The following is a 24,851-nucleotide window of genomic DNA, read 5'->3' on the forward strand; positions in this document are numbered from 1 at the left end:
GGGAGGACCCCAGCCCGCAGGACCCCGAGGAGCCCGACGCAATGTCACAGTCGCAGTGGAACGGCCGCCCCACGCCGATCACCAACACCACGCACACCCAGAAGCCCTCCGGCATGCCGATCCACAAGTACGGCCGGTACGAGGCCGTCGACATCCCGGACCGCACCTGGCCGGAGAAGCGGATCACCAAGGCCCCGCGCTGGTTGTCCACAGATCTGCGGGACGGCAACCAGGCGCTGATCGACCCGATGTCGCCGGCCCGCAAGCGCGAGATGTTCGACCTGCTGGTCCGCCTCGGCTACAAGGAGATCGAGGTCGGCTTCCCCTCGTCCGGCGAGACCGACTTCGCCTTCGTGCGCTCGATCATCGAAGAGGGCGCGATCCCGGACGACGTGACGATCTCCGTCCTGACGCAGGCCCGCGAGGACCTGATCGAGCGCACCGTCGAGTCGATCGTCGGCGCCAGGCGCGCCACCGTCCACCTGTACAACGCGACGGCGCCGACGTTCCGCCGCGTCGTCTTCCGCGGCTCCAAGAACGAGATCAAGCAGATCGCCGTCGACGGCACCCGGCTGGTGATGGAGTACGCCGAGAAGCTGCTGGGCGACGAGACCGTCTTCGGCTACCAGTACAGCCCGGAGATCTTCACCGACACCGAACTGGACTTCGCCCTGGAGGTCTGCGAGGCGGTCTGCGACGTCTGGCGGCCCGCTCCCGGCCGCGAGATCATTCTGAACCTGCCCGCCACCGTGGAGCGTTCGACGCCCTCCACCCACGCCGACCGCTTCGAGTGGATGTCCCGCCACCTGACCCGCCGCGAGCACGTCTGCCTGTCCGTGCACCCGCACAACGACCGCGGCACCGCCGTGGCCGCCGCCGAACTGGCGATCATGGCGGGCGCCGACCGCATCGAGGGCTGCCTGTTCGGCCAGGGCGAGCGCACCGGCAACGTCGACCTGGTGACCCTGGGCATGAACCTCTTCTCCCAGGGCGTCGACCCGCAGATCGACTTCTCGCAGATCGACGAGATCCGTCGCACCAGCGAGTACTGCAACCAGATGCAGATCCACCCGCGCCACCCCTACGCGGGCGACCTCGTCTACACCGCCTTCTCCGGCTCCCACCAGGACGCCATCAAGAAGGGCTTCGACGCCATGGAGGCCGACGCGGCCGCCCGCGGCGTGACGACCGACGACATCGAGTGGGCCGTCCCGTACCTGCCGATCGACCCGAAGGACGTGGGCCGCTCCTACGAGGCGGTCATCCGCGTCAACTCGCAGTCCGGCAAGGGCGGAATCGCCTACGTCCTGAAGAACGACCACAAGCTGGACCTGCCGCGCCGGATGCAGATCGAGTTCTCCCGCATCATTCAGGCCAAGACCGACGCCGAGGGCGGCGAGGTCACGCCGAAGGAGATCTGGTCCGTCTTCCAGGACGAGTACCTGCCCAACCCGGTCGATCCGTGGGGCCGCGTCCAGCTGCGTTCCGGCCAGTCCACCTCGGACACCGACGGCACCGACACCCTGACGGTGGAGGCGGTCGTGGACGGCGCCGACACCGTGCTGACCGGCAGCGGCAACGGCCCCATCTCCGCGTTCGTCGACGCCCTGAACGGGATCGGCGTCGACGCGCGCGTCCTGGACTACCAGGAGCACACGATGAGCGAGGGCGCGTCCGCGCAGGCCGCCTCCTACATCGAATGCGCCATCGACGGAAAGGTCCTGTGGGGCATCGGCATCGACGCCAACACCACCCGCGCCTCGCTGAAGGCGGTCGTGTCGGCCGTCAACCGCGCCTCCCGCTGACGCCCGCCGCCGCCCGCGGCCACGGACCCCGCCCCGGCACAGGGGCGGGGTTCGGCCATGTCCGGGCGATGTGACGCCCGGGTGCTGACGAGGCATCCGCCATGTGGCTAACATCACGTCAACGCGGCAATGCTGCCGAAGGGTCACGGAGGTGCGACGTGCTGCCAACCCGCGGACAGAGCGGCCGAAAACCGCACATCCACGGTCATCGCGGTCTTCGTGTCTTCGGGGTGCGCACGTCGTGGAGCACCGTCGGCGACGGCGAGTTCTTCTGCCCCGAATGCGGAGGCGACCGCAACTACCGCCGCCGCACCGGCCGCCGCCGCTTCACCGTCCTCGGCGTCCCCGTCCTCCCGCGCGGCCAGGCCGGACCGGTCGTGGAATGCGCCGCCTGCCACGGCCACTTCGGCACCGAGACACTGGACCACCCCACCACCGGCCGCTTCTCCGCGATGCTCCGCGACGCCGTGCACACGGTCGCGCTCGCCGTCCTCGCCGCCGGCGGCACCTCCTCCCGCACGGTCCGCCGGACCGCGGTCGCCACCGTCCGCGCCGCCGGCGTCAGCGACTGCACCGAGGACCAGCTGACGGCCATGGTGGAGGCGCTCGCCGCCGACACCGGACGCTTCATCACCGACGCCGGACCCTGCGGAGCCGCCCTCGCCATCGAACTCCACGAGGTGCTGGAACCGCTCACCCCGCATCTCGCCCCGGCCGGGCGCGAATCGATCCTGCTGCACGGCGCCGGGATCGCCCTCGCCGACGGGCCCTACATCCCCGCGGAACACGACGTGCTGACCACGGTCGGGAACGCGCTGCAACTGTGCGCCGACGACACGGCTCGCCTCCTCGCCGCGGCACGCACCCCGTCCCCGTAGGCGGAGCGGCAGGCGGGCGCCGCGCGGACGGCGTGATGCCGCTGCCGCGTGCCGCAGCCGGCCCGGGGCACGGCGCTCCCCGAGGCGGACCGGCCGCCGCCTCGGCCGGTCCGCGACGCCGCGCCCTGGCGTGAAGGCACGCGCCGCACGCCGGGTGCGGCGGCGTGCGCGTCACCCGCCGCGTCGGCGCCCCGCGTGCGCCTCACATGCTTCACGCGCACGACGTGCTTCACGCGCACGACGTGCTTCACGCGCACGACGTGCTTCACGCGCACGACGGGCGTGACGCGCACGACGGGCGTGACGCGCACGACGGGCGTGACGCGCACCGGGCGGCATCGACGCCCCGGCGGCCCCCGCGTCGAGGCTCCGCCGCACTCCCCGGGGAGTGACCGCGCCCGCCGGGGCCCACCCGGGCGGTGACACCCGGCTCGACCTCCAGCCGGACGTTCCCCCTCCCGCCGGGAGTCCGGATCCGTCCGGGCCGCCTCGCCGGAGGGGGCCGGGGACGGGGCCCCGTTCACCACAAAAACCCGCGGCACCGGCCGTCGCCCGGCCGCCGGGCCCCGGCCCGCGCCGGGCGCGGCCCGCGCTGTCCCGCAGGCTTCTCGCCTTCGTCGCACGCGGTCACAACAGCGCCGGGGCGCCGGGACCCCGGGCCTCAGCCCGTTCACGGCGAAGACGCACGTCAGCCGGATCACGGGGAGGACCGGCACCCTGGAGCGGGTCCAACTCGTCATCGTCGCCCACGAGTCGGGCCTGGTGGTGCCCGGCGGCCGACCAGCGCGCCGGCGCGGACCCGGAACCGATCGGGCCGTTCCGCCATCCTGAACAGTGATCGCCGTGGCGGGAGGACCACCGGCACAGCAGGCGGGACACCGCGGACCGAGGGCGGACGGAGACGCCCGGGGACAGTCAGGGGACTCGGCTCCGAAGGGCACGTCGGCGACGGGCGGCCGGGGCACCGGCAGGCCAAGGACGCCGCGGGCGCGGACGGGCCCGGCAGGCAAGAACTGCGGACGGCGCACGCTCCCGCAGCGACGGACGGCGCGGGCACACACTCGCAGCGACGGACGGCGCGGGCCTCGGAGCAGGCGGGAGGCGTCGGGCCCGCACGGACGCCGCCGACCGGCGAACGCGTCGTCGCCGCACACGTACCGCGAAGGCGCCGCCGGCCGTACCCGGGCCGGGGCGCCAAAGGAGAAGGGGAAGCAAGGCCTTGGAGTCGTCACGAGCACACCGGACCCGTCGCACACTGCTGGCCGCCGGCGCGGGCGCCGCACTGGCCGCGGGGCTGCCGTCGAGCGCGGCGGCGACCCCGCCGCGCCGCGGCGGCGAGCCGCACGCCGGCGCCGCCCCGGGCGGCACGCCCCGGCCGGACGGGATCTCCCGCAGCCTGAGCGAGCTCGAGCGGGAGCACACCGCCCGGCTCGGCGTCTTCGCCCGCAACATGAGGACGGGCCGGACCGTCTCGCACCGCGCAGGTGAACTGTTCCCCATGTGCTCGGTGTTCAAGACCCTCGCCGTCGCGGCCGTCCTCAGGGACCTCGACCGCAAGGGCGAGTTCCTCGCCGAGCGCATCCGCTACACCGAGAAGGACACCGAGGAGTCGGGCTACGCCGTCATCACCGGCCGGGACGAGAACCTCGCCCGCGGCATGACCGTGGCCGAGCTCTGCGACGCCGCCGTACGCTACAGCGACAACGCCGCGGCCAACCTCCTGCTGCGCGAACTCGGCGGCCCCACCGCCGTCACCCGCTTCTGCCGCTCCGTCGGCGACGGCGTCACCCGGCTCGACCGCTGGGAGCCCCATCTGAACTCGGCCGAGCCCTGGCGCGTGGAGGACACCACCGACCCGCGCCACATCGCACGGACCTACACCCGGCTCGTCCTCGGCGACGCACTCTCCCGTCCGGACCGGCGGCGGCTCACCGGCTGGCTGCTGAACAACACCACCAGCAAGGAACGCTTCCGCGCCGGACTTCCCGACGACTGGACCCTCGCGGACAAGACCGGCGGCGGCGAGTACGGCACCAACAACGACGTAGGCGTCGCCTGGACCCCCGACGGCACCCCCGTCGTCCTGGCGGTCCTGACGACCCGGCAGCAACCCGACGACGCCGCGGACAACCGGCTCGTCGCCCGGACCGCCGGACTGCTCGCCGACGCGCTCGGCTGAGCTCCCCGGCGGCGGCGTACCCTCGCAACCATTCCCGAAATCCCCTTCCCGATCGGGCGCATCGGAAGGGGAGCGGGCCAGAATGTGACGAACGCGTACGGCGTGGGCACGGACCAGGGCGCCGGGGACCGGGACGGGGGGACCGTGCTGCGCACTCATTCGACCGCCGTGCTGGTCACGGGATCGGCACTGCTGTCGGTGCCGCTCGCCCTCGCCCTGCACACCGCGGCCTGCGGCACCCTCCCCCCGGTCTTCGCCCCGCTCCTCTGGCCGCTCGCCGCCGCCGTGGCGGCGGGCGCCGCGTGCACCGCGGTCCGCCGCGCGCGCACCCGGCGAAGCCCCGCCGTACCGCCGCCCCCCGCCCCCGCCCCGCCGCCGGACCCGGCGGAACTGCCCGCCGCAGCCGACCACTTCACCGGGCGGGCCGTCGAGACGGACGCGGTGCTGCGCATGGTCCGCGCCGGCCACCACGTCATCGCCGTGACCGGCGCGCCCGGCACCGGCAAGTCCGCGCTCGCCGTCCGGCTCGCCCATGAACTGCGGCCGCTCTTCCCCGAAGGACGGGTGTACGCCGACCTCGGCGGCGGCCGCGGTGAACCGCCCGCCACCTCCGCGGTACTGGCCGGGTTCCTCGCCGCCCTGGGCGCCCCGGCCGAGGAGCGGTCGGGCACGGGCGCCGCCCTGGCCGCCCGCTTCCGCGGCCGGACCGCGGGCCGGCGGATCCTGCTGCTCCTCGACGACGCGGCGGACGCCGTTCAGGCCCGCGCGCTGCTGCCGGCCGGCGAGCACTGCCTGACCCTGATCACCAGCCGCGACGCGCTCCGGGACCTGCCCGAGGCCGCGTCCGTTCCGCTCGGCCCGCTCACCGAGCCCGACGCACTCGCCCTCCTCGCAGCCGTCGCCGGGCCCGGCCGCGCCACGGCCGAGCCCGACCACGCGCGGTCCGCCGTCCACTCCTGCGGACGGCTGCCGCTCGCCGTCCGTCTCGCGGCCGGCTTGCAGCGCTCCCGTCCCACCGGGCAGATACCGGTCCTCGCGGGCCGTCTCGCCGCCGAGCGCGACCGTCTCCACCATCTGCGCACGGAGGACCTCGCGGTCCGCGCGGCCTTCGAAGCCGCCTACGCCGGACTCGGCGCCGGCGACCGTGCGCTGCTGCGCGTCCTCGGCGTCTGCCCGGCGGCCCGGGTGACCGTACGGATCGCGGCCGCGGCGGCGGCCGACGACCCGGCAGGCGTCCGAAGCGGCCTCGACCGGCTCGCCGACGCCCAACTCGCCCGGCCCGCGGGCCCCGACGCCTACGAGCTGCACGACCTGGTCCGTCTGCTCGCCGCCGAACGCCTCGACCACGAGACGGCACCCGCCGACCGCCGGGCGGTCCTCGAGCGGATTCTCACCGCCTACACCGAGGACGCCTCCGCCCACGGCGGCGGGGCATGGGGTGCCCCGGAACAGCACGCCATCCCCCGTCTCGTCCGCACCGCCGTACGTGAGGGACTGCACCGCCACGCCCACGCCCTCGCCCTGGCCGCCGACCCCTGGCTCGAGGGGCGGCCCGGGCAGTCCCCGCGCGTCGCCATGTGGGCCGCCGTCCTCGACGCGGCCCGCCGCTCCGGCGAGCAGGGCTGGACGGCCCACGCCATGCGCGGCCTCGGCTCCGCGTACGCGCACCAGGGGCAGCTCGACCGGGCCGTGGACCATCTGGGCATGGCCGCCACCCTCCAGCGGCATGCCGGCTCCCGCGCAGAACAGACCACCACCCGACGGCTGCTGGGCGCCGTTCTGCGCGGTGCCGGCCGGTACGAGGAGGCCCTGCGGGAGCTGCACACCGCGCTGGAGGGCTGCCGGGCGGCGAACGACACCGCGGGCGAGGCGGAGGTGCTGCTCGGCCTCGGCCTCCTCCACATGGACCGGCGCCGCCCCGACGAGGCGATCGACTGCCTGGAGCGGGCGCTGCCCGTGCTCGCCCGGCGCACCGGCGACCCGGCCGGCCCCGCCGACGCCCGGCGCCATCTCGGCACGGCCTACGCGCAGGCCGGGGGTTTCGTGCCCGCCGAACGCCATCTGCGCTCCGCCCTCGCCCTCTACCGCCGCGACGGCCTCCCGGCGGCGGAGGGCTGGACCCTGTGCGAGCTGGGGCGTCTGGAGGAGCGGCGCGGCTCCTACGGCGAGGGCGTGGAACTGCACCGCGCCGCGCTGGCCGCCTTCGAACGCGCAGGCCTCGGCGCGGGGGTGGCGGCGGCCGCGGAGGCTGTGGGCGACAACCTGCTCGTACAGGGGGACCAGTTGGGGGCCGACGAGCAGTACCGCAGGGCCGCGGCCGTCCACCGACTGCTGGGTGACCACGTCCGCGAGGCCGAGGTCCGCCGCAAACTCGGCCGCTGAGCAGAGCGGTTGGTGCCCCGCGCGGACACCGCGCAGGAGCGACGGGGCGCAGGCCGGGCTGGGGAGGCCCGCCCGGCCTGCCCGTCGCACCGCGGGCATTGTCCAAGGGTCAACAACCCTTTTCCGCGCGGGTGTTGGGTGCAGTGGGATTGTGCGGGCGGCGCGTGTGCATGCCATGATTCCCCCGCTGTTACTCGCCGGTAAGCGCGGGTCGCGGCAACCACCCCCCTCACCGCTCCACCGCCGGAGGACACCCCCGTGCGCCATGCCACCAGGAGACTCCTGGTCCCCACGCTGACCGCCCTCGCGCTCGCCGCGAGCGGATGCTCGGCCGCCCCCGACGGCTCCGACCGGCCCGGGACCGGGCCCACCCCCGCCGCGACCGCCGCGGCGGCGGACGGAACCGAACAGCTCGACGTCGAAGCCGCCCCCCGCGGCGAGGCCGCCCCGACCGCCGTCGCCCGCCGCACCACCACGGGCACCACCGCCGCCGCCGAGAGCACGCTGAAGGTCGCCGCCTACGACAAGCGCACCCGGCGCGCCGTCATAGCCGCCCCGCCCGCCGAACCGAACCCGCCCGGCTCCGGCGGTCCGACGGCCCCCACCACCGGCCCCACCGCGGACACCCCCGTCAAGACCGGCGACGTCATCGCCAGCGCCCCGGCCCCCGGCGCCCCCGACGGCCTCCTCGCCGAGGTCACCGAGGTCCTCGGCACCACCGACCAGGGCACCGAGGTCCGCACCGCACCCACCACCCTCAGCACCCTCCTCGCCGACGACAAGGCCGACGGACAGGTCCCCGTCGACCCCTCCACCGTCGACGTCGAACCCCTCGTCGAGGGCGTCAAGGTCTCCTGGGCCCGCACCGGAGGCGCCACCTTCGGCCCCAGCGGCAGCAAGCTGCCCCTCGGCAGCCTGCGCCTCGACGTCGGCGCGGCCCTGGCCACCGCCGACGACGCCCCCGTCTCCGCCGCCGCCTCCCTCTCCGGCTTCGTGCAGCTCTCACCGCAGGTCGAGTTCTCCTACGACGGCAGCGCGAACGGCCAGGCCGGACGTCCCGCGCCAGGCTCCGCGTTCCTCGGTATGACCGGCGACTGGACCGCCCAGTGGGCCGTCAAGGGCCGCGCCTCCGCCAAGGCCACCCAGCGCATCCCGTTCGCCAAGCTCCACGCCGACCCGGTGATCCAGGTCGGCCCCGTCCCCGTCGTCGTCAACCTCGACCTCACCTGCTACCTCCAGGTCGAGGCCGACGGCCGCATCACCCTCGACGTACAGCAGGACGTACGCGGTGACTTCCGCGTCGGAGGCAGCTACGCCCCCGGCGACGGCTGGACCCCGGTCAGCGCCTCCGACGTCAAGGGCACCCCGGTCCGCACCACCGTCACCGCCGCAGGCCAGGCCAGGGCGACCCTCGGCGCCGAGGCGTCCGTCGGCCTGTACGGCATGGTCGGCCTCACCGCAGACTTCGCCCCCTACCTGCGCGCCGAGGCCCAGGCCCGCGCCGACGCCGCCACGGACGGCACCGCGTCGGTCACCGGCAGGTGGGCGCTCCACGGCGGTTTCGGCCTGAGCGGACACCTCCAGTTCCAGCTGGCGGTCTTCGGCACGCCGATCCTCCAGCACCGGATCCCGCTGGGCAGCCTCCACCGCGAATGGCCGCTCGCGAGCGGCAAGGGCGCCCTCGCGGCCTGACCCGCACCGGATCCACGGTCCCGGGCCGCCCGGCCCGGGACCGTACCGCCCTCCGCCCGACCTTTCCGTTACGGCGGTCCGCTTTTCGGGCCGCCGCCGAATCCGCTGAGGCAAACCGGCGTCCGCGGAGTTCGACCGGTCCGTGCCCCGGGCCGTCCTTCCGGGACCTGCGAACAGTCCGTTCGCCCCGGCCTTCACCGGCCCGCCGGAGCGCATTCCCGACGCCCCGGTCCCGCCCCTGAGCCGACCCGCCCGCTTCATGCCGCAGCCCCGACTCCGGGCCGGAGGAACCCCGTGCGACCTGCCGTTCTCCGGCCCTCCACCCATATCTGCGTCGGCCATGGATTAACTCCTTTGTGGTTCCGTGCAGTTACGGCGCGCGTTCGTCCGCCGATTCCGGATCCGTGTCCTCACACTCGGGATGGGAAAGAGGACACTCGGGATGGGGAAGAGGAAAGGTATCGGGATGCAGGAGGAAAGGAGCACCATGGCGGAAAAGGAACGTCCCCACGACACCGAAGCGGCAGCGGCGGAATTGCGGGGCGCTCCCGCCCGCGTCGGAGTGCCACAGCCGTCGCCCGGCGTCGGCCCCCCGCCCCGCGTCGGAGAAGAGCGCGGTGTCCTCGTCGGACCCGGGCGCCCCAGTGCCGGGACCGCGCTGCCGGCGGAGGAGACGGGCCGATGACGTCACCCCCGCCCGTGGGGGCGTACGCCGTCGACACGAGCACCGGCCGCGTCGGGCGGGTCCTCGACCTCATGGGACCGCACGTCCGCCTCGCACCGGTCGGCTGCGGACGCGAATGGGCCTGCGCCCCCGACGACCTGCGCATCGCCACCCCCGCGGAACGCCTCAGCGCCGCGACCGCCTACGCGAACGCCCGCAGCCGCGGCGAGGTGCCGTAGCCCGCGCGCCCGACGGTGCCCGGGCGCAACGGCGTTCCTCATCCCGCGGGCGAAAGCCCCCGCGGCCCCGCGCCTGCCCGTCCCGCCCCCACGCCCCCGCCGCTGACCCGTCGCGGCCCGCTCACCCTCCCCAGACGGCCGTACGGCACCGCCCTTCGCGGCTCCGGCGCCCCTCCCGCCGCGCCCGGACGCCCGCGGGCGGCGCGCATCTTACGGACAAGGATCCGTTTCCGGCCTGCTGTTGGCATATTCCGTCGTTACTCCTCCACGGCTCCTTCACGGTGGGTAGCCTCCTCGTCACATGCCGGCCGTGCGATCAGTCCGTTCGCGCCGGACCGGCATCCGACAGCACGCACTGATGAGGAGTGAGCGCAGCGATGGCCAATGTGGAGACCTCCCTGAAAGAGTCCATGACGTCGATAGAGGGGGCGCTGGGGGTGGCGCTCGTGGACTACACCAGCGGGATGGCTCTGGGAACCCTGGGTGGCGGCAAGGACCTCGACCTGGCGGTGGCGGCGGCCGGCAACACGGACGTGATCCGCGCCAAGGCCCGCACCATGGAGCACCTCGGGCTCACCGACGACATCGACGACATCCTGATCACGCTCGGCACCCAGTACCACCTGATCCGGCTGCTCAAGGGTCGCGGAGGCAACGGCCTCTTCCTCTACCTCGTCCTCGACAAGGGCAACGCCAACCTGGCCATGGCCCGCCACCAACTGCGGCGCATCGAGGTGGATCTCGAGCTGTAGAGCCGTGACGGTCCCCACGTCTCCGGCTGCCCACGAGTTGAAAATTTCTTCAATTCGCCAGATCCCGATGGGATCAACCCTCTGGGAGTCGGGCAGCCGGAGACGGGAGGATCGGCCCGTAGTCGTCGAGTCACCGGGAGCGATCACATGCAGGTACCGCTGTACCAGGCCAAGGCGGAGTTCTTCCGCATGCTCGGGCACCCCGTCCGCATCCGGGTGCTGGAGCTCCTGCAGAACGGTCCGGTACCGGTGCGCGACCTGCTCACCGCGATCGAGATCGAACCGTCCAACCTCTCCCAGCAGCTGGCCGTGCTGCGCCGCTCCGGCATCGTCGTGTCGATACGCGACGGCTCCACCGTCAGCTACGCCCTCGCCGGCGGCGACGTCGCGGAACTGCTCCGCGCCGCCCGCCGCATCCTCACCGAACTCCTCGTCGGACAGAACGAGCTCCTCGAGGAACTCCGCCAGGCCGACGTGTGAGACGGCCCCGGGGCGGACCCGGGACCGACCCGCGACACAACCCCCGGGACGGACCCGCCGAACCCGCCCCGGAGCCGCCCGGCCGGTGCGAGAGAATGGCCCCATGACCCTGTTCCGCGACGACGGCATCGTGCTGCGCACCCAGAAGCTGGGCGAAGCGGACCGCATCATCACGATCCTCACCCGCGGACACGGGCGGGTCCGGGCCGTCGCCCGCGGAGTACGCCGCACCAAATCGAAGTTCGGCGCCCGCCTCGAACCGTTCTCGCACGTCGACGTCCAGTTCTTCGCCCGCGGCGGCGACCTCGTCGGCCGCGGCCTTCCGCTGTGCACCCAGAGCGAGACGATCGCCCCGTACGGCAGCGGCATCGTCACCGACTACGCCCGCTACACCTCGGGCACCGCCATGCTGGAGACCGCGGAACGGTTCACCGACCACGAGGGCGAACCGTCCGTCCAGCAGTACCTGCTGCTCGTCGGAGGGCTCCGCACCCTCGCCCGCGGCGAGCACCCGCCGCACCTCGTCCTCGACGCGTTCCTGCTGCGCTCCCTCGCCGTCAACGGCTACGCGCCGTCGTTCTCCGACTGCGCGAAATGCGGCATGCCCGGGCCGAACAGGTTCTTCTCCGTCGCCGCCGGCGGGGTCATCTGCGCCGACTGCCGTGTCCCCGGCAGCGTCGTACCCTCTGCTGAGGCGATCGGCCTGCTCAGCGCGCTGCTGACCGGAGACTGGGACACGGCACGGGCGTGCGAGGAACGCCACGTCAGGGAGGGCAGCGGACTGGTGTCCGCCTATCTGCACTGGCACCTGGAGCGCGGCCTGCGCTCGCTGCGGTACGTAGAGAAGCACGTCGAGAAGAAGTGAGTGTGACCCCCATGGCACGACGCGGAATCCTGGGACGTTCCCGCCGCGAGTACAAGGTCCCCGAGCCGCACCCGTCCGGAGCGCAACCGCCGAGGATCCCCGGCGAACTCGTGCCGGACCACGTCGCCGTCGTCATGGACGGCAACGGGCGCTGGGCCAAGGAACGCGGACTGCCGCGCACCGAGGGGCACAAGGTCGGCGAGGGCGTCGTCCTCGACGTACTCAAGGGCTGCCTGGAGATGGGCGTCAAGAACCTCTCCCTCTACGCCTTCTCCACCGAGAACTGGAAGCGCTCCCCGGAGGAGGTGCGCTTCCTGATGAACTTCAACCGGGACGTGATCCGCCGGCGCCGCGACGAGATGGACGAACTCGGCATCCGCATCCGCTGGGTCGGCCGGATGCCCAAGATGTGGAAGTCCGTCGTCCAGGAACTCCAGGTCGCCCAGGAGCAGACCAAGGACAACGACGCCATGACGCTGTACTTCTGCGTCAACTACGGCGGACGCGCCGAGATCGCCGACGCCGCCAAGAAGATCGCCGAGGACGTCGCCGCCGGCCGGCTCGACCCCGCCAAGGTCAACGAGAAGACGTTCCAGAAGTACCTGTACTACCCGGACATGCCGGACGTCGACCTCTTCCTGCGCCCCAGCGGCGAGCAGCGCACCTCCAACTACCTCATCTGGCAGAGCAGTTACGCCGAGATGGTCTTCCAGGACGTGCTCTGGCCCGACTTCGACCGCCGCGACCTGTGGCGGGCCTGCCTGGAGTACGCCCAGCGCGACCGCCGCTTCGGCGGCGCCATCCCGAACGAGGAACTCGCCCGCATCGAGAAGGAACTCGACAAGTCGTAGCCCACGCACACCGCACGAGGGCTCACACACAGCCCACGAACGCGGCCCTACGGCTGCGCCCGTACGGCCCCACGGCAAGCAGAACGAGCAGGAAGCCGCACACGACGGCCCCACTGCGAAGGGCCCGCACCGGCCGGCAGCCGGTGCGGACCCCTTCAGTCACCCCGCCGCACCCCGCGGTCCCGGGACCGGGACCGCGGGGTGCGGGATCACTTCTTCGCGCACTCCGCGCACGTACCGAAGATCTCCACCGTGTGCGCCACGTTCACATAGCCGTGCTGCGCCGCGATCGTCTCCGCCCACTGCTCCACAGCGGGCCCCTCGACCTCGACCGCCTTGCCGCACACCCGGCACACCAGATGATGGTGGTGCTCACCCGACTCACAACGCCGGTACACCGACTCACCGTCGCTCGTGCGCAGCACATCGACCTCGCCGGCATCGGCGAGCGACTGCAGCGTCCGGTAGACCGTCGTCAGGCCGACCGAATCGCCGCGGTGCTTGAGCATGTCGTGCAGCTCCTGCGCACTGCGGAACTCGTCCACCTCGTCCAGCGCCGCCGCGACCGCGGCCCGCTGACGGGTCGACCGGCCGCGCACGGGGGGTCCAGCCGTCGCCACAGGTACCTCCTTACGTTCCGCCGCTCCTCGACGGCCATTCTGCCAGGCCCGCCACGGGCACCGGTCAGACCGCGGCGTCACCCGCCGGACGGCGGGTCGCCGGAACGTCCACGTCGCACTCCGCCCCCGCAGCCCCCGCCAACGCCTCGGCCACCCGCGACCGCCGCCGCGCCAGCGGCGTCGCCAACGCCGTGAACAGCACGAACACCGCGATCGCCAGCAGCACGATCGTCGCACCCGGCGGCACGTCCTGGTAGTACGTGGTGACCGTACCGGCCAGCGTCACCGCCACCCCGATCGCCACCGCCACCACGAACGTCACCGCGAACGAACGCGTGACCTGCTGCGCCGCCGCCACCGGCACCACCATCAGCGCGCTCACCAGCAGTAGCCCGACAACACGCATCGCGACCGTCACCGTCACCGCGGCCGTCACCGCCACCAGCAGGTTCAGCGCCCGCACGGGCAGCCCCGTGACCCGCGCGAACTCCTCGTCCTGGCTGATCGCGAACAACTGCCGCCGCAACCCCACCGTCACCAGCAGCACGAAGCCCGCCAGCAGACAGATCGCGACGACGTCCTCGTCCGAGACGGTGGACAGCGAACCGAAAAGGTACGACGTCAGATTGGCGCTCGACCCCGTCCCGCTGAGACTCATCAACATCACACCGCCCGCCATCCCGCCGTAGAACAGCATCGCCAGCGCGATGTCACCGCGGGTCCGCCCGTACGCCCGGATCAGCTCCATCGCCACCGAACCGGCCACCGCCACCAGCGTCGCCGTCCACACCGGATTCGTCGACAGCAGGAAACCGAGACCGACACCGGTCAGCGCGACATGGCCGATGCCGTCGCCCATCAGCGCCTGCCGGCGCTGCACCAGATGAATGCCCACGGCCGGTGCCGTGACGCCCACCAGCACGGCGGCCAGCAGCGCCCGCTGCATAAAGGGGTCCTGGAGGAATTCCATGATCAGCTCAGCAGTCCCGTGCGGAGCGGCTCGTCGGCCGCATGCGGATGAACGTGGTCGTGGCCGGGCAGCGCATGCTGGCCCACGGCACGCGGAGGCGGCCCGTCATGGACGACGCAGCCGTCCCGCAGCACCACCGCCCGGTCGATCAACGGCTCCAGCGGGCCCAGCTCATGCAGCACCAGCAGCACCGTCGTCCCCGCCGCCACCTGCTCCCGCAGCGTCCCGGCGAGGATCTCCTGACTGGCCAGGTCCACACCCGCCATCGGCTCGTCCATGATCAGCAGTTCCGGCTCCGCGGCCAGCGCACGGGCGATCAGCACCCGTTGGTGCTGCCCGCCCGACAGAGCGCTCACCGAGTCCCTCGCCCGGTCGGCGAGCCCGACGAGCCCGATCGCCCGCCGCACCGCCGCACGGTCGCCCTTCGACGGCCACCCCAACCTCGTCCGCGACAGCCGGCCGGACGCCACCACCTCCCGGACCGTCGCCGGCACTCCGCTCACCGCGGTCGTGCGCTGCGGTACGTAACCCACCCGCGACCACGCACGAAAACGGCGCAACTCCGTACCGAACAAGGACACCGAACCACCGGTGAGCGGCACCTGGCCGATCAGCGACCGCACGGCCGTCGACTTCCCCGAGCCGTTCGCGCCGAGCAGCGCCACGACCTCACCGCGCTCCACCGCAAGGTCGACGCCGCGCAGCACGGGACGCGAACCCAGCGTGGCACGGGCCCCGCGGACGGATATGACGGGCTCTGCGACGGGCTCCATGGGCTTCGCCTCCGATGCTGCTCCTGCCGAAACGGCCGGTGAAACGACTGTCACTTCGCGCCGAGCGCCTTCTGCAGCGCGGCGAGGTTGGACTCCATCACCGACAGGTAGTCGTCACCCTTGGACCTGTCCGTGATGCCCTCCAGCGGGTCCAGGACGTCCGTCCGCAGCCCCGTGTCCTTCGCGAGCGTCTTCGCCGTACGGTCACTGGCCAGCGTCTCGAAGAAGACCGTGGACACCTTCTCCTGCTTCGCGACCGACTGGAGCTCCTTGATCCGCGCCGGGCTCGGCTCGGACTCCGGGTCGATCCCGGCGATGCCGTGCTGATCCAGCCCGTACCGCTCGGCGAGGTAGCCGAAGGCGGAATGGGTGGTGATGAAGGTCTTGGTGGTGCTGTTCTTCAGGCCGTCGGCGAACTTGGCGTCCAGCGCCTTCAGCTTGCCGACCAGCGTCTCGGTGTTCTTCCGGTAGTCCGCGGCATGCGCCGGATCGGCCTTCGCCAGGGAGTCCCCGACGCCCTCGGCGACCTCGGCGTACTTCACCGGGTCCAGCCAGACGTGCGGATCGGCCCCGACCCCGCCCTCGTGCTCCCCGCCCTCGTGACCGTCGCCGTGGCCGACCTCGGTGCCGTGGTCCTCCAGCCCGGTCAGGGTCGCGGCGTCCACCGTGTGCTCGACGCCGGACTGCGCGATCGCCTCGTCGACGGCGGGCTGCACGCCCTTCAGATAGAGGACGTAGTCGGCCTGGCGGAGCTCCGACACCTGCCTGGGCTTCAGCTCCAGGTCATGCGGCTCCACGCCCGGCTTCGTCAGCGTCGTGACCTCCACATGGTCACCGCCGATCTCCTCGGCCAGGTACTGCACCGGGTAGAAGGACGCCACCACATCCAGCTTGCCGCCCGCCTTGGCGCCTCCGGCCGAGGACGCACCCGAGCAGGCCGAGAGCGAGACGAGGCCCAGCGCGGTCGCTCCCGCGAGGGCGGTGGTGGGTATGAGGCGGCGTACGTTCATGACAGTCATTTTCAACAAAGATGGAAACGATTGTCAATTGAATCATCGGTTTCGATCATCCGCCCCCCAACCCCACCTGCACCCGGTGGTGGCCCGACGGAGCCGCCACCGTCCCCTGGTACACCGCCGCCGGCCTCTCCACGGACGAAACCGGCACCGCAACCCTCCACCGCGAGAACGGAGCGTGCCATCACCTATCACCCGGACCGGTACAGGTCCGGCGACGCCATCCACGACCGGATCCGATGGCACGTCCCCCCACGCCTCCGCTTCCGCGAACGAGGAGGCGAACCGATTTGATACAGGGGGTACGAGCGCCGGTAATCTGAAGCATTCGCACTTCGTCGTCGTAATGAAGAGAGCACCGTGGCCGCCGACAAGATCGACACGATCGTCAACCTGAGCAAGCGCCGTGGGTTCGTCTACCCCAGCAGCGAGATCTACGGCGGCCAGCGCGCCGCCTGGGACTACGGACCGCTGGGTACCGAGCTCAAGGAGAACATCAAGCGCCAGTGGTGGCGCTACATGGTCACCTCGCGCGAGGACGTCGTCGGCATCGACTCGTCGGTGATCCTGGCGACCGAGGTCTGGGAAGCCTCCGGCCACGTCGCCACCTTCACCGACCCGCTCACCGAGTGCACCTCCTGCCACAAGCGCTTCCGCGCCGACCACCTCGAAGAGGCCTACGAGGAGAAGCACGGTCGCGCCCCCGCGGACGGCCTGACCGACATCAACTGCCCCCACTGCGGCACCAAGGGCCAGTTCACCGAGCCCAAGCAGTTCTCCGGCCTCCTCTCCACCCACCTCGGCCCCACCCAGGACTCCGGCTCCATCGCCTACCTGCGCCCCGAGACCGCCCAGGGCATCTTCACCAACTTCGCCCAGGTCCAGCAGACCTCCCGCCGCAAGCCGCCCTTCGGCATCGCCCAGGTCGGCAAGTCCTTCCGCAACGAGATCACCCCCGGCAACTTCATCTTCCGCACCCGCGAGTTCGAGCAGATGGAGATGGAGTTCTTCGTCAAGCCCGGCGAGGACGAGAAGTGGCACGAGTACTGGATGGAGCAGCGCTGGAACTGGTACACCGGCCTCGGTCTCCGTGAGGAGAACATGCGCTGGTACGAGCACCCCAAGGAGAAGCTCTCCCACTACTCCAAGCGCACCGCCGACATCGAGTACCGCTTCCAGTTCGGCGGCAGCGAATGGGGCGAGCTCGAAGGCGTCGCCAACCGCACCGACTACGACCTCGGCGCCCACTCCAAGGCCTCGGGCACCGACCTGTCGTACTTCGACCAGGAAGCCGGCGAGCGCTGGACCCCCTACGTCATCGAGCCCGCCGCCGGTGTCGGCCGCACCATGCTCGCCTTCCTCCTCGACGGCTACAACGAGGACGAAGCCCCCAACGCCAAGGGCGTCATGGAGAAGCGCACCGTCCTGCGCCTCGACCACCGCCTCGCCCCGGTGAAGGTCGCCGTCCTGCCGCTGTCCCGCAACCCCCAGCTCTCCCCGAAGGCCAAGGGCCTCGCCGCCGACCTCCGGCAGAACTGGAACATCGAGTTCGACGACGCCGGCGCCATCGGCCGCCGCTACCGCCGCCAGGACGAGATCGGCACCCCCTACTGCGTCACCGTCGACTTCGACACCCTCGACGACAACGCGGTCACCGTCCGCGAGCGCGACACCATGAAGCAGGAACGCGTCTCCCTCGACCAGATCCAGGGCTACCTCGCCACCCGCCTCCTCGGCTGCTGACGCTCACCCCACGACGGCAACAAGGCCCCCGGTTCCGGGTACGGAGCCGGGGGCCCTCATGCACACTGGGCCCACTCGTCGACCGCCGGCAGAGGAGGCACACCATGCCGTCCACCACCAGCAGCAAAGTCAGCAGATGGGACCAGCACGGACGCGAACACACCGTCCGCGTCCGGAAAGCAGGCCTACAGAAGGCACTCACCTGCGACACCTGCGGCTGGCGCAAAGGCGCCCAGTTCCTCCCCTGGCTCAAGGCCGAGGAACACCTCGCCGACGCCCACCAGGCCACCGTCGACCCGGGCAACCGCACCCGAAACGACTGACCACCAGCCGGACACCACAGCTCCGACAGCCCAGCACGCACCGTGCCCGACCCGCGCCGGCGAGGGGGCATCGAGCGGCGGAAACCGTCAGACCCGCAGACCACGCAACAACAACTCGCACACCGCACGGAACTCGTCGTCGATCGACGGCCTCCGCCACTCCGGCGCAAACACCGGATCATGGAAACGCGCCGTCGCGTCGAACACCGCCTGCGCCACCGACACCGGATCCGCGGCCTCGAACTCCCCGCCGCGCACCCCCTCTTCGACGATCCGCGTCACCTGGCTGACCAGCACCACCAGATGCTCGTCCACCACATCACTGGCCTCCGTGATCAGCACCGCGTACGTGGCGAACAACTCCGGATCGTCACCCGCCTTGTGACGCTTCGCCTCGAACAGACACGACAACCACGCCCGCAGCTTCTCCTCCGCCGAACCGGCAGGCCCCTCCGTGATCTCCGACAGCAACTCCTCGGTGCGGCCCAGCCAGCGAGCCGTCACCGCCTCACGCAGCGCCGCCTTGGTGCGGAAATGCCGGTACACACTGCCGTGACTCACCCCGAGGGCGCGCGCCACATCGACGACCGTCGCCTTGGACGGACCGAAACGACGCAGCACCTCCTCGGTCGCCTCGAGGATACGGTCGGCGGTCAGGGTCTCCGTGGTGGACATGGCACCGACGTTACCCTTCCCCACCGACACGGCCCGGACCAGCCGGACACCCGGCACGACGGGCACAGCAGGCACGGAGCGGACAGCTCGCGGACACGGCACGGCCGGCACGAACGGGGCCGGCCGACGGGAACCCCGCCACGCCGGTCCCGGTCATGACCGACCCGCCCCCGGCCACACACCGCGACACATCAGCGCTCGCTGTCGAGATGTGCCATCTGCACCGCCGGGTAGCGCTCACCCGCCGCGGCCCCCCGGGGAACGGCCCGCTCGATCGCCGCGAGCTCGTCCTCCCCGAACGTCACGCCCAGCGCACCCAGCGCCTCGGTCAGCCGGTCCCGGCGCCGCGCACCCACCAGCGGAACGACGTCCTCGCCACGCGACAGCACCCACGCGATCGCCAACTGGGCGACCGAAACGCCCTTCTGCTCCGCGATCTTGCGCAACTGCTCCACGAGATCCAGGTTGTGCCGCAGATTGTCGCCCTGAAAGCGCGGGCTCATGCCCCGGAAGTCATCGGCCGCCAGCTTCCGGTCCCCGCTGAAGTGCCCGGAGATCAGGCCGCGGGACAGCACGCCGTACGCCGTGACACCGATACCCAGCTCGCGCGCCGTGGGCAGAATCGCGTCCTCGACACCGCGGGAGATCAGCGAGTACTCGATCTGCAGATCGGCGATCGGGGCGACGGACGCCGCACGGCGCAGCGTGTCGGCGCCGACCTCGGACAGGCCGATGTGCCGGACGTGACCGGCCTCGACCAGCTCGGCGATCGCGCCGACCGTCTCCTCCACCGGCACGTCCGGGTCGACACGGGCGATGCGGTACACGTCGATGTGGTCGGTGCCCAGCCGCTGCAGCGAGTAGGCGGCGAAGTTCCTGACCGCGGCGGGGCGGCCGTCATAGCCGGACCAGCCGCCGTCCGGGTCGCGTAGCGCCCCGAACTTCACGCTGATCAGCGCCTTCTCGCGATCCGCCGCCGGAGCGGCACGCAGTGCCTCGCCGATCAGCGTCTCGTTGTGGCCCATGCCGTAGAAGTCGCCCGTGTCGATCAGCGTCACGCCGGCGTCGAGGGCGGCATGGATCGTCGCGATCGACTCCGAGCGATCGGCTTCGCCGTAGAGCGCCGACATACCCATGGCGCCCAGGCCGATCGCCGAGACACGGGGGCCTGTGGCGCCGAGTGGACGGGTGGGGAGGGGGTGGTGCACGAAGGGGGCGGGGGTGTCGGGGGAAGTGGGCCAGGTGGGCGAGGTGGGCGAGGTCATGGAAGGGGCTCCTCGGGGAGGGGGACGCTGACGCTGACAACTATGACGTGACGACTGACAGATTTCAATATCTGTCAGTCGTCATCGTCGATAGCTTGCGCGACGCGTGCCACCAGGCCGGAAAACCGGGTGTCCGCCCCGCCCCCGACCGGTACCGTCGCCGCATGTCCTCCTTCTTCCAGATCTACGAGTGAGAGTGCGGCGGTCACGTCCCGCCCCCACCAGCTGACATCCGGACTACTTCTCACCACGATGGGAGAACCCCGTGGCCAAGGGCCGCAACAACCTCCTCGGCGTGGGCGGACAGCGCCGAAAGCTGTCCCGCGCCGACCAGCAGGGCAACGGTCCGGCGAGCCAGGCAGACCGCCGGACGGCCGCCGACCAGAAGCAGGAACTCCTGCGCAAGATGCGTGAGCGCGCCCAGGGCACCGAGGACGCTCACGGTGAGGCGTCCCGGGAAGCGGGCGACACGCAGAGCTGACGCCGTCTCACGTCGAAGGGGCCCGGATCACCCTGGTGATCCGGGCCCCTTCGCCTTCGGATGCGGTCGCCCGATCCCGGGCCATGATGGAAGGGGCGTACCTACCGGAGGTGTGTGTCATGGCCGAGCAGGACCGCGGAGTGCCGCCGGAGCGGCTGGAGGACGGGCAGCTGCTGAAGGAGCTGGAGGCCATCCACCGGACCCGCCACGAGACCCTGCTGTACGGCTCCGACGACGCCCTGCAGACGCACACTTCCCGGATGGGTGCCTTGGAGGCGGAGTATGTCCGCCGCCACCCCCGGCGGGCCACGTCCCGTGCCCGGACCCGGGAGGGCGCACGGGCCCGTACGTGTGACGAGGCCTGAGCTCAGCTCTCCGTGACGTCGGCAGGCACCTCGAACACGCCGGTGTCGAGTTCGCAGCCGAACGGGTCGGGGATCTCCAGCTTCCCGCCGAACGGGGCCGTGCGCCGGGACAGGTACCCCTTGGCGGAGGGCTCCCAGAACACGGTGGCGGTCTGCTCCTGCATGTCCAGCAGGAGGTAGACGGGCACGCCTGCCCTGCCGTAGACGGGGACCTTGTCCTGCCAGTCCACGAGCCGGGTCGCCGAAGAGGTGAGCTCGCAGACGAAGGAGAGGGCCTCGCCGTCGACGTACCGCGAATCCGTCCGGAAGGCGGAGGTCGCGGCGGCGTAGATGTCCGGGCCGTACGCCCGTTCCTCGCCGGGGAAGGTGAACAGGAACGGGGCCGAGGACATGGTGTGGCCTGGCGGGCGTTCCGGCTTCAACTGGTCCAGGACGGACTCCATGACGGGCAGGTAGAAGCCCCGGGACCACGGTGACATGACGATGTTTCCCCCGACGATCTCTGCCCGGTAGCCGTCGGGCACCTCCATGCTCAGCAGCGTGTCGCACAGCGCTTCGAACTGCGGTGTGCCACGGGGGGCTTCTATGGTCGTCGGTCGCTCAAGCATCAGTGTCATGATGCGCCCTCCTTCGTGCCCGCGGCCAGGTTCCGTCGCGTGTGTTGCCTTGACCACTCACCGTAGCGGTGCGGTGTGACGGTGACCGGCGGTTTCCTTGGCCCGAGGGGGCGTACCGGCGCGTTCCTCGGCGGGTGGGTCCGGGGTCAGGCGCTGCTGCCGGCGGTCGTGCGGGTGTTCGCCGGTTCGAGCCGCTCCGCCGTGCGGCGGGCTGTCTCCCGGGCCCAGCGGCCGCTGGTGGCGAGGCCGACGGCGAGGACGGTCAGTGCACAGCCGGTGATGATCCACCACGCCGGGCGGGCGGCCTCGACGAAGCCGGTGACGTGGTCGGCGGCGCCGGTGCCCGCCGCCAGCACGGAGCCGATGACGGCGACGCCGAGGGTGGCGCCGGTCTGGCGGCTGGTGGAGGCGACGGCGGCGGCGACGCCCGCCTGGGAGCGGGGCATACCGGAGACGGCGGTGTTGGTGATGGGCGCGTTGACCATGCCGAAGCCGAGGCCGAAGAGGACGTATCCGGTGAAGAGCAGCGGTGTGGACGTCTCGGCTTCGAAGGCGGCGAAGAGGATTCCGCAGGCGGCCATGGAGGTGCCGGCGAGGGCGAGTGGCAGTCGTGGTCCGCGGCCGGCGACGAGGCGGCCGGCGAGCGGGGCGCAGAGGAAGGTGAGTGCGGCCATGGGGAGCATGGCGAGGCCGGCCTGGAGGGCGGACAGTCCGCGGACGTCCTGCAGATAGAGGGTGTTGAGGAAGAGGAAGCCGCTGAGTGCCGCGAAGGCGCTGATCGCGATGACGGTGGCGCCGCTGAACGGGGCCGAGTGGAAGAAGCGCAGGTCGATGAGGGGTTCGGTGCGGCGGGGCTCGTGGAGGACGAGGGCGGTGAGTGCGGCCGCGGCGAGGGCGGTGAAGGGGAGGACGGTGGCGGGGCCCGCGGTGGGCGCTTCGATGATCGCGTAGGTGAGGGAGCCGAGGAGGGCGATGACGAGGAGTTGTCCGGCGGGGTCGGCGCGGCGGGGCTTGGCGGCGCGGGACTCGGGGACGTAGCGCCAGGTGAGGAGGAGGGCGGTGAGGCCGACGGGGACGTTGATCCAGAAGATGGAGCGCCAGCCGATGGTTTCGACGAGGAGTCCGCCGACGACGGGTCCGGCGGCCATGGATATGCCGACGACGGCGCCCCACGCGCCGATGGCGCGTGCGCGTTGGCGCGGGTCGGTGAAGGTGTTGGTGATGATCGACATGGCGACGGGGTTGAGCATGGAGCCGCCGACGGCCTGGAGCATGCGGAACGCGACGAGTGATTCGAGGTTGGGGGCGAGGGAGCAGAGGACGGAGCCGAGGGTGAAGAGGACGAGTCCGGTCTTGAAGACCTTGCGGCGGCCGATCCGGTCGGCGGTGGATCCGGCGAGGATGAGCAGGGAGGCGAGGACGAGGGTGTAGGCGTCGACGGTCCACTGCATTCCGGCGATGCCGGCGTGGAACTCCTCGCGCATGGAGGGGAGGGCCACGTTGAGGACGGTGTTGTCGAGGCCGACGATCAGCAGGCTCATGCAGCAGATGGCCAGGACGAGGAGGCGTCGGCGTTGGCTCATCCGGGTCGGAGGGGTGCCGGTGGTCTCGGACGCGGACATGCATGCATAGTACGCCTAACTAATGAATTTGACAGTGCGCGACAATGGTCGAATGACCACGCTCGCTCAGCCCTCGACGCTGTCCATCGGCCCGCATGCCGTGCAGCCCCCCGTGGTGCTCGCGCCCATGGCCGGCATCACGAACGCACCGTTCCGCACCCTTTGCAGGGAGTTCAGCGGGGGCAAGGGGCTGTTCGTGAGCGAGATGATCACGACCCGGGCGCTGGTCGAGCGCAACGAGAAGACGATGCAGCTGATCCACTTCGACGCGTCGGAGACGCCGCGTTCGATCCAGTTGTACGGGGTGGACCCGGTCACGGTCGGCAAGGCGGTCCGCATGATCGTGGACGAGGGCCTGGCCGATCACATCGACCTGAACTTCGGCTGCCCGGTGCCCAAGGTGACCCGCAAGGGCGGCGGCTCGGCGCTGCCGTACAAGCGGAACCTGCTGAGGGCGATCCTGGGTGAGGCGGTCGGCAACGCCGGCGACCTGCCGGTGACGATGAAGATGCGCAAGGGCATCGACGACGACCACATCACGTATCTCGACGCGGGGCGGATCGCGGTCGAGGAGGGCGTCACGGCGATCGCCCTGCACGGGCGTACGGCGGCTCAGCACTACGGCGGTACTGCGGACTGGGACGCGATCGCGCGGCTGAAGGAGCATGTGCCGGAGATCCCGGTGCTGGGCAACGGCGACATCTGGTCGGCGGACGACGCGCTGCGGATGATGCGGGAGACGGGCTGCGACGGGGTGGTCGTGGGGCGCGGCTGTCTGGGCCGGCCGTGGCTGTTCGGGGACCTGGTCAGTGCCTTCGGGGGGTCGGGTGCCCCGGCGCGGCCGTCGTTGCGCGAGGTCGCGGACGTGATGGTGCGCCATGCGCGGCTGCTGGGGGAGTGGATCGGCGACGAGTCCCGTGGCGTGATCGACTTCCGTAAGCACGTGGCGTGGTACCTGAAGGGGTTCGCGGTCGGGTCGGAGATGCGCAAGCGGCTGGCGGTGACGTCGTCGCTGGAGGAGCTGCGCGCTCAGCTGAGCATGCTGGACCTGGACCAGCCGTGGCCGTCGGGTGCGGACGGTCCGAGGGGGCGTACGTCGGGGAACAACCGGGTCGTGCTGCCGGACGGCTGGCTGAGGGACCCGTACGACTGTGCCGGTGTGGGCGAGGATGCGGAGCTGGACACGTCCGGGGGCTGACCGGGCGGCGGGTCGGGAGGCCGGTCCGGATCCGGGTGCGAGCGGGTCCGGATGGTGGGATCCGGTCGTTGCCGGCGGCGTGATTCTCGCCACCCCTGATAAGGGTTGCGCTCAGATGAGCACTTTCGAGGTGGCTGTGACTTCGGAATGGGTGGCACTCAGTGCCACCCATCTTGTGTTCAATAGCTGAACTCAGATGCCTTGGATGGTGCTCACATGAGCGGCGATTCCCCGCTTTCAGTCAAGCGCTCTTCGAGGGATGAAGGTGCGAAGGCTCCGGCTTTACGCATCGGTAACCTGCGATCTGCTGGCGGACGGGTGGTTACGGCCGAATGACAAACAAGTGGACGTACCCAGGCGCCTTCGATCTGGGTATGTTCCTCGCCGTCAGGGCAG

Annotated in this window: 23 protein-coding genes; 15 read left to right on the plus strand and 8 right to left on the minus strand. The window is 71.6% G+C overall.

The genetic code is table 11. From position 1 onward, the window contains the following. Positions 1–41: 41 nt before the first annotated feature. From leuA to FEF34_RS26095, 10 genes are all read left to right on the plus strand, one after another. Complete coding sequence (gene leuA, locus FEF34_RS26040; RefSeq protein WP_138055307.1) at positions 42–1,805, plus strand: 2-isopropylmalate synthase; 1,764 nt, start codon at positions 42–44, stop codon at positions 1,803–1,805. A 158-nt stretch (positions 1,806–1,963) separates the two neighbouring features. Beyond that, on the plus strand, positions 1,964–2,683 hold the full coding sequence (locus FEF34_RS26045) for a TerB family tellurite resistance protein (protein WP_138055308.1): 720 nt from the start codon (positions 1,964–1,966) through the stop codon (positions 2,681–2,683). 1,219 nt (positions 2,684–3,902) lie between these two features. After that, positions 3,903–4,862, plus strand: coding sequence for a class A beta-lactamase (bla, locus tag FEF34_RS26060; protein ID WP_138055310.1), 960 nt, complete (start codon positions 3,903–3,905; stop codon positions 4,860–4,862). Between the two features lie 84 nt (positions 4,863–4,946). Continuing rightward, complete coding sequence (locus tag FEF34_RS26065; protein ID WP_234042561.1) at positions 4,947–7,244, plus strand: tetratricopeptide repeat protein; 2,298 nt, start codon at positions 4,947–4,949, stop codon at positions 7,242–7,244. A 258-nt stretch (positions 7,245–7,502) separates the two neighbouring features. Next, positions 7,503–8,936, plus strand: a complete 1,434-nt coding sequence (locus FEF34_RS26070; RefSeq protein ID WP_138055311.1) for a hypothetical protein — start codon at positions 7,503–7,505, stop codon at positions 8,934–8,936. 681 nt (positions 8,937–9,617) lie between these two features. Beyond that, the gene (locus FEF34_RS26075; protein ID WP_138055312.1) at positions 9,618–9,839 is read left to right on the plus strand and encodes an H/ACA ribonucleoprotein complex subunit GAR1/NAF1; all 222 of its coding nucleotides are present in this window, start codon (positions 9,618–9,620) and stop codon (positions 9,837–9,839) included. 377 nt (positions 9,840–10,216) lie between these two features. Further along, entirely contained in the window at positions 10,217–10,591 is a 375-nt protein-coding gene (locus tag FEF34_RS26080) for a hypothetical protein (RefSeq protein ID WP_138055313.1), read from the plus strand. Between the two features lie 147 nt (positions 10,592–10,738). Then, positions 10,739–11,071: an ArsR/SmtB family transcription factor gene (locus tag FEF34_RS26085; protein ID WP_093656858.1), complete on the plus strand. Its 333-nt coding sequence runs from the start codon at positions 10,739–10,741 to the stop codon at positions 11,069–11,071. 103 nt (positions 11,072–11,174) lie between these two features. Then, on the plus strand, positions 11,175–11,936 hold the full coding sequence (gene recO, locus FEF34_RS26090; RefSeq protein ID WP_138055314.1) for a DNA repair protein RecO: 762 nt from the start codon (positions 11,175–11,177) through the stop codon (positions 11,934–11,936). An 11-nt stretch (positions 11,937–11,947) separates the two neighbouring features. Further along, positions 11,948–12,787, plus strand: coding sequence for an isoprenyl transferase (locus tag FEF34_RS26095; protein WP_138055315.1), 840 nt, complete (start codon positions 11,948–11,950; stop codon positions 12,785–12,787). A gap of 209 nt (positions 12,788–12,996) precedes the next feature. Here FEF34_RS26095 and FEF34_RS26100 read toward each other — a convergent pair whose 3' ends face one another. The 4 genes from FEF34_RS26100 to FEF34_RS26115 form a co-directional block, all read right to left on the minus strand. Then, a complete protein-coding gene (locus FEF34_RS26100) occupies positions 12,997–13,407 on the minus strand; it encodes a Fur family transcriptional regulator (protein WP_138055316.1) in 411 nt (136 codons plus the stop codon). 64 nt (positions 13,408–13,471) lie between these two features. Further along, positions 13,472–14,383, minus strand: a complete 912-nt coding sequence (locus tag FEF34_RS26105; RefSeq protein ID WP_171053332.1) for a metal ABC transporter permease — start codon at positions 14,381–14,383, stop codon at positions 13,472–13,474. Continuing rightward, the gene (locus FEF34_RS26110) at positions 14,380–15,150 is read right to left on the minus strand and encodes a metal ABC transporter ATP-binding protein (RefSeq protein ID WP_138055318.1); all 771 of its coding nucleotides are present in this window, start codon (positions 15,148–15,150) and stop codon (positions 14,380–14,382) included. Before FEF34_RS26110 ends, FEF34_RS26105 begins: the two co-directional genes overlap by 4 nt. A 50-nt stretch (positions 15,151–15,200) precedes the next feature. Further along, a complete protein-coding gene (locus FEF34_RS26115) occupies positions 15,201–16,160 on the minus strand; it encodes a metal ABC transporter substrate-binding protein (protein WP_138055319.1) in 960 nt (319 codons plus the stop codon). Between the two features lie 366 nt (positions 16,161–16,526). Between FEF34_RS26115 and FEF34_RS26120 the strand changes: the two genes are divergently transcribed. Together FEF34_RS26120 and FEF34_RS26125 are read left to right on the plus strand one after the other, a co-directional pair. Continuing rightward, positions 16,527–17,909, plus strand: coding sequence for a glycine--tRNA ligase (locus tag FEF34_RS26120; RefSeq protein WP_138055320.1), 1,383 nt, complete (start codon positions 16,527–16,529; stop codon positions 17,907–17,909). 104 nt (positions 17,910–18,013) lie between these two features. Next, entirely contained in the window at positions 18,014–18,232 is a 219-nt protein-coding gene (locus FEF34_RS26125; RefSeq protein ID WP_138055321.1) for a hypothetical protein, read from the plus strand. An 87-nt stretch (positions 18,233–18,319) separates the two neighbouring features. On the opposite strand, the gene FEF34_RS26130 is transcribed toward FEF34_RS26125, so the two are convergent. Together FEF34_RS26130 and FEF34_RS26135 are read right to left on the minus strand one after the other, a co-directional pair. After that, entirely contained in the window at positions 18,320–18,907 is a 588-nt protein-coding gene (locus FEF34_RS26130) for a TetR family transcriptional regulator (protein ID WP_138055322.1), read from the minus strand. Positions 18,908–19,098: 191 nt separating this feature from the next. Further along, positions 19,099–20,043 (minus strand): aldo/keto reductase, encoded by a 945-nt coding sequence (locus FEF34_RS26135; protein WP_138057734.1) that lies wholly within the window; start codon positions 20,041–20,043, stop codon positions 19,099–19,101. Positions 20,044–20,437: 394 nt separating this feature from the next. Here FEF34_RS26135 and FEF34_RS26140 point away from each other — a divergent pair, with 394 nt between their 5' ends. Both FEF34_RS26140 and FEF34_RS26145 read left to right on the plus strand, forming a co-directional pair. Further along, positions 20,438–20,653: a DUF6243 family protein gene (locus FEF34_RS26140; protein WP_138055323.1), complete on the plus strand. Its 216-nt coding sequence runs from the start codon at positions 20,438–20,440 to the stop codon at positions 20,651–20,653. Between the two features lie 119 nt (positions 20,654–20,772). After that, complete coding sequence (locus FEF34_RS26145) at positions 20,773–21,018, plus strand: DUF6158 family protein (RefSeq protein WP_138055324.1); 246 nt, start codon at positions 20,773–20,775, stop codon at positions 21,016–21,018. 2 nt (positions 21,019–21,020) lie between these two features. Here the strand turns inward: FEF34_RS26145 and FEF34_RS26150 are convergent, their stop codons facing one another. Continuing rightward, positions 21,021–21,635, minus strand: a complete 615-nt coding sequence (locus FEF34_RS26150) for a Uma2 family endonuclease (protein ID WP_138055325.1) — start codon at positions 21,633–21,635, stop codon at positions 21,021–21,023. Positions 21,636–21,781: 146 nt separating this feature from the next. Next, positions 21,782–23,257, minus strand: coding sequence for an MFS transporter (locus FEF34_RS26155; protein ID WP_234042562.1), 1,476 nt, complete (start codon positions 23,255–23,257; stop codon positions 21,782–21,784). Positions 23,258–23,309: 52 nt separating this feature from the next. Between FEF34_RS26155 and dusB the strand changes: the two genes are divergently transcribed. Continuing rightward, positions 23,310–24,455, plus strand: a complete 1,146-nt coding sequence (dusB, locus tag FEF34_RS26160) for a tRNA dihydrouridine synthase DusB (protein ID WP_138055326.1) — start codon at positions 23,310–23,312, stop codon at positions 24,453–24,455. The last annotated feature ends 396 nt before the right edge of the window (positions 24,456–24,851 follow it).

Origin of the sequence: Streptomyces marianii, assembly GCF_005795905.1 — a bacterium.
GTDB lineage: Bacteria > Actinomycetota > Actinomycetes > Streptomycetales > Streptomycetaceae > Streptomyces > Streptomyces marianii.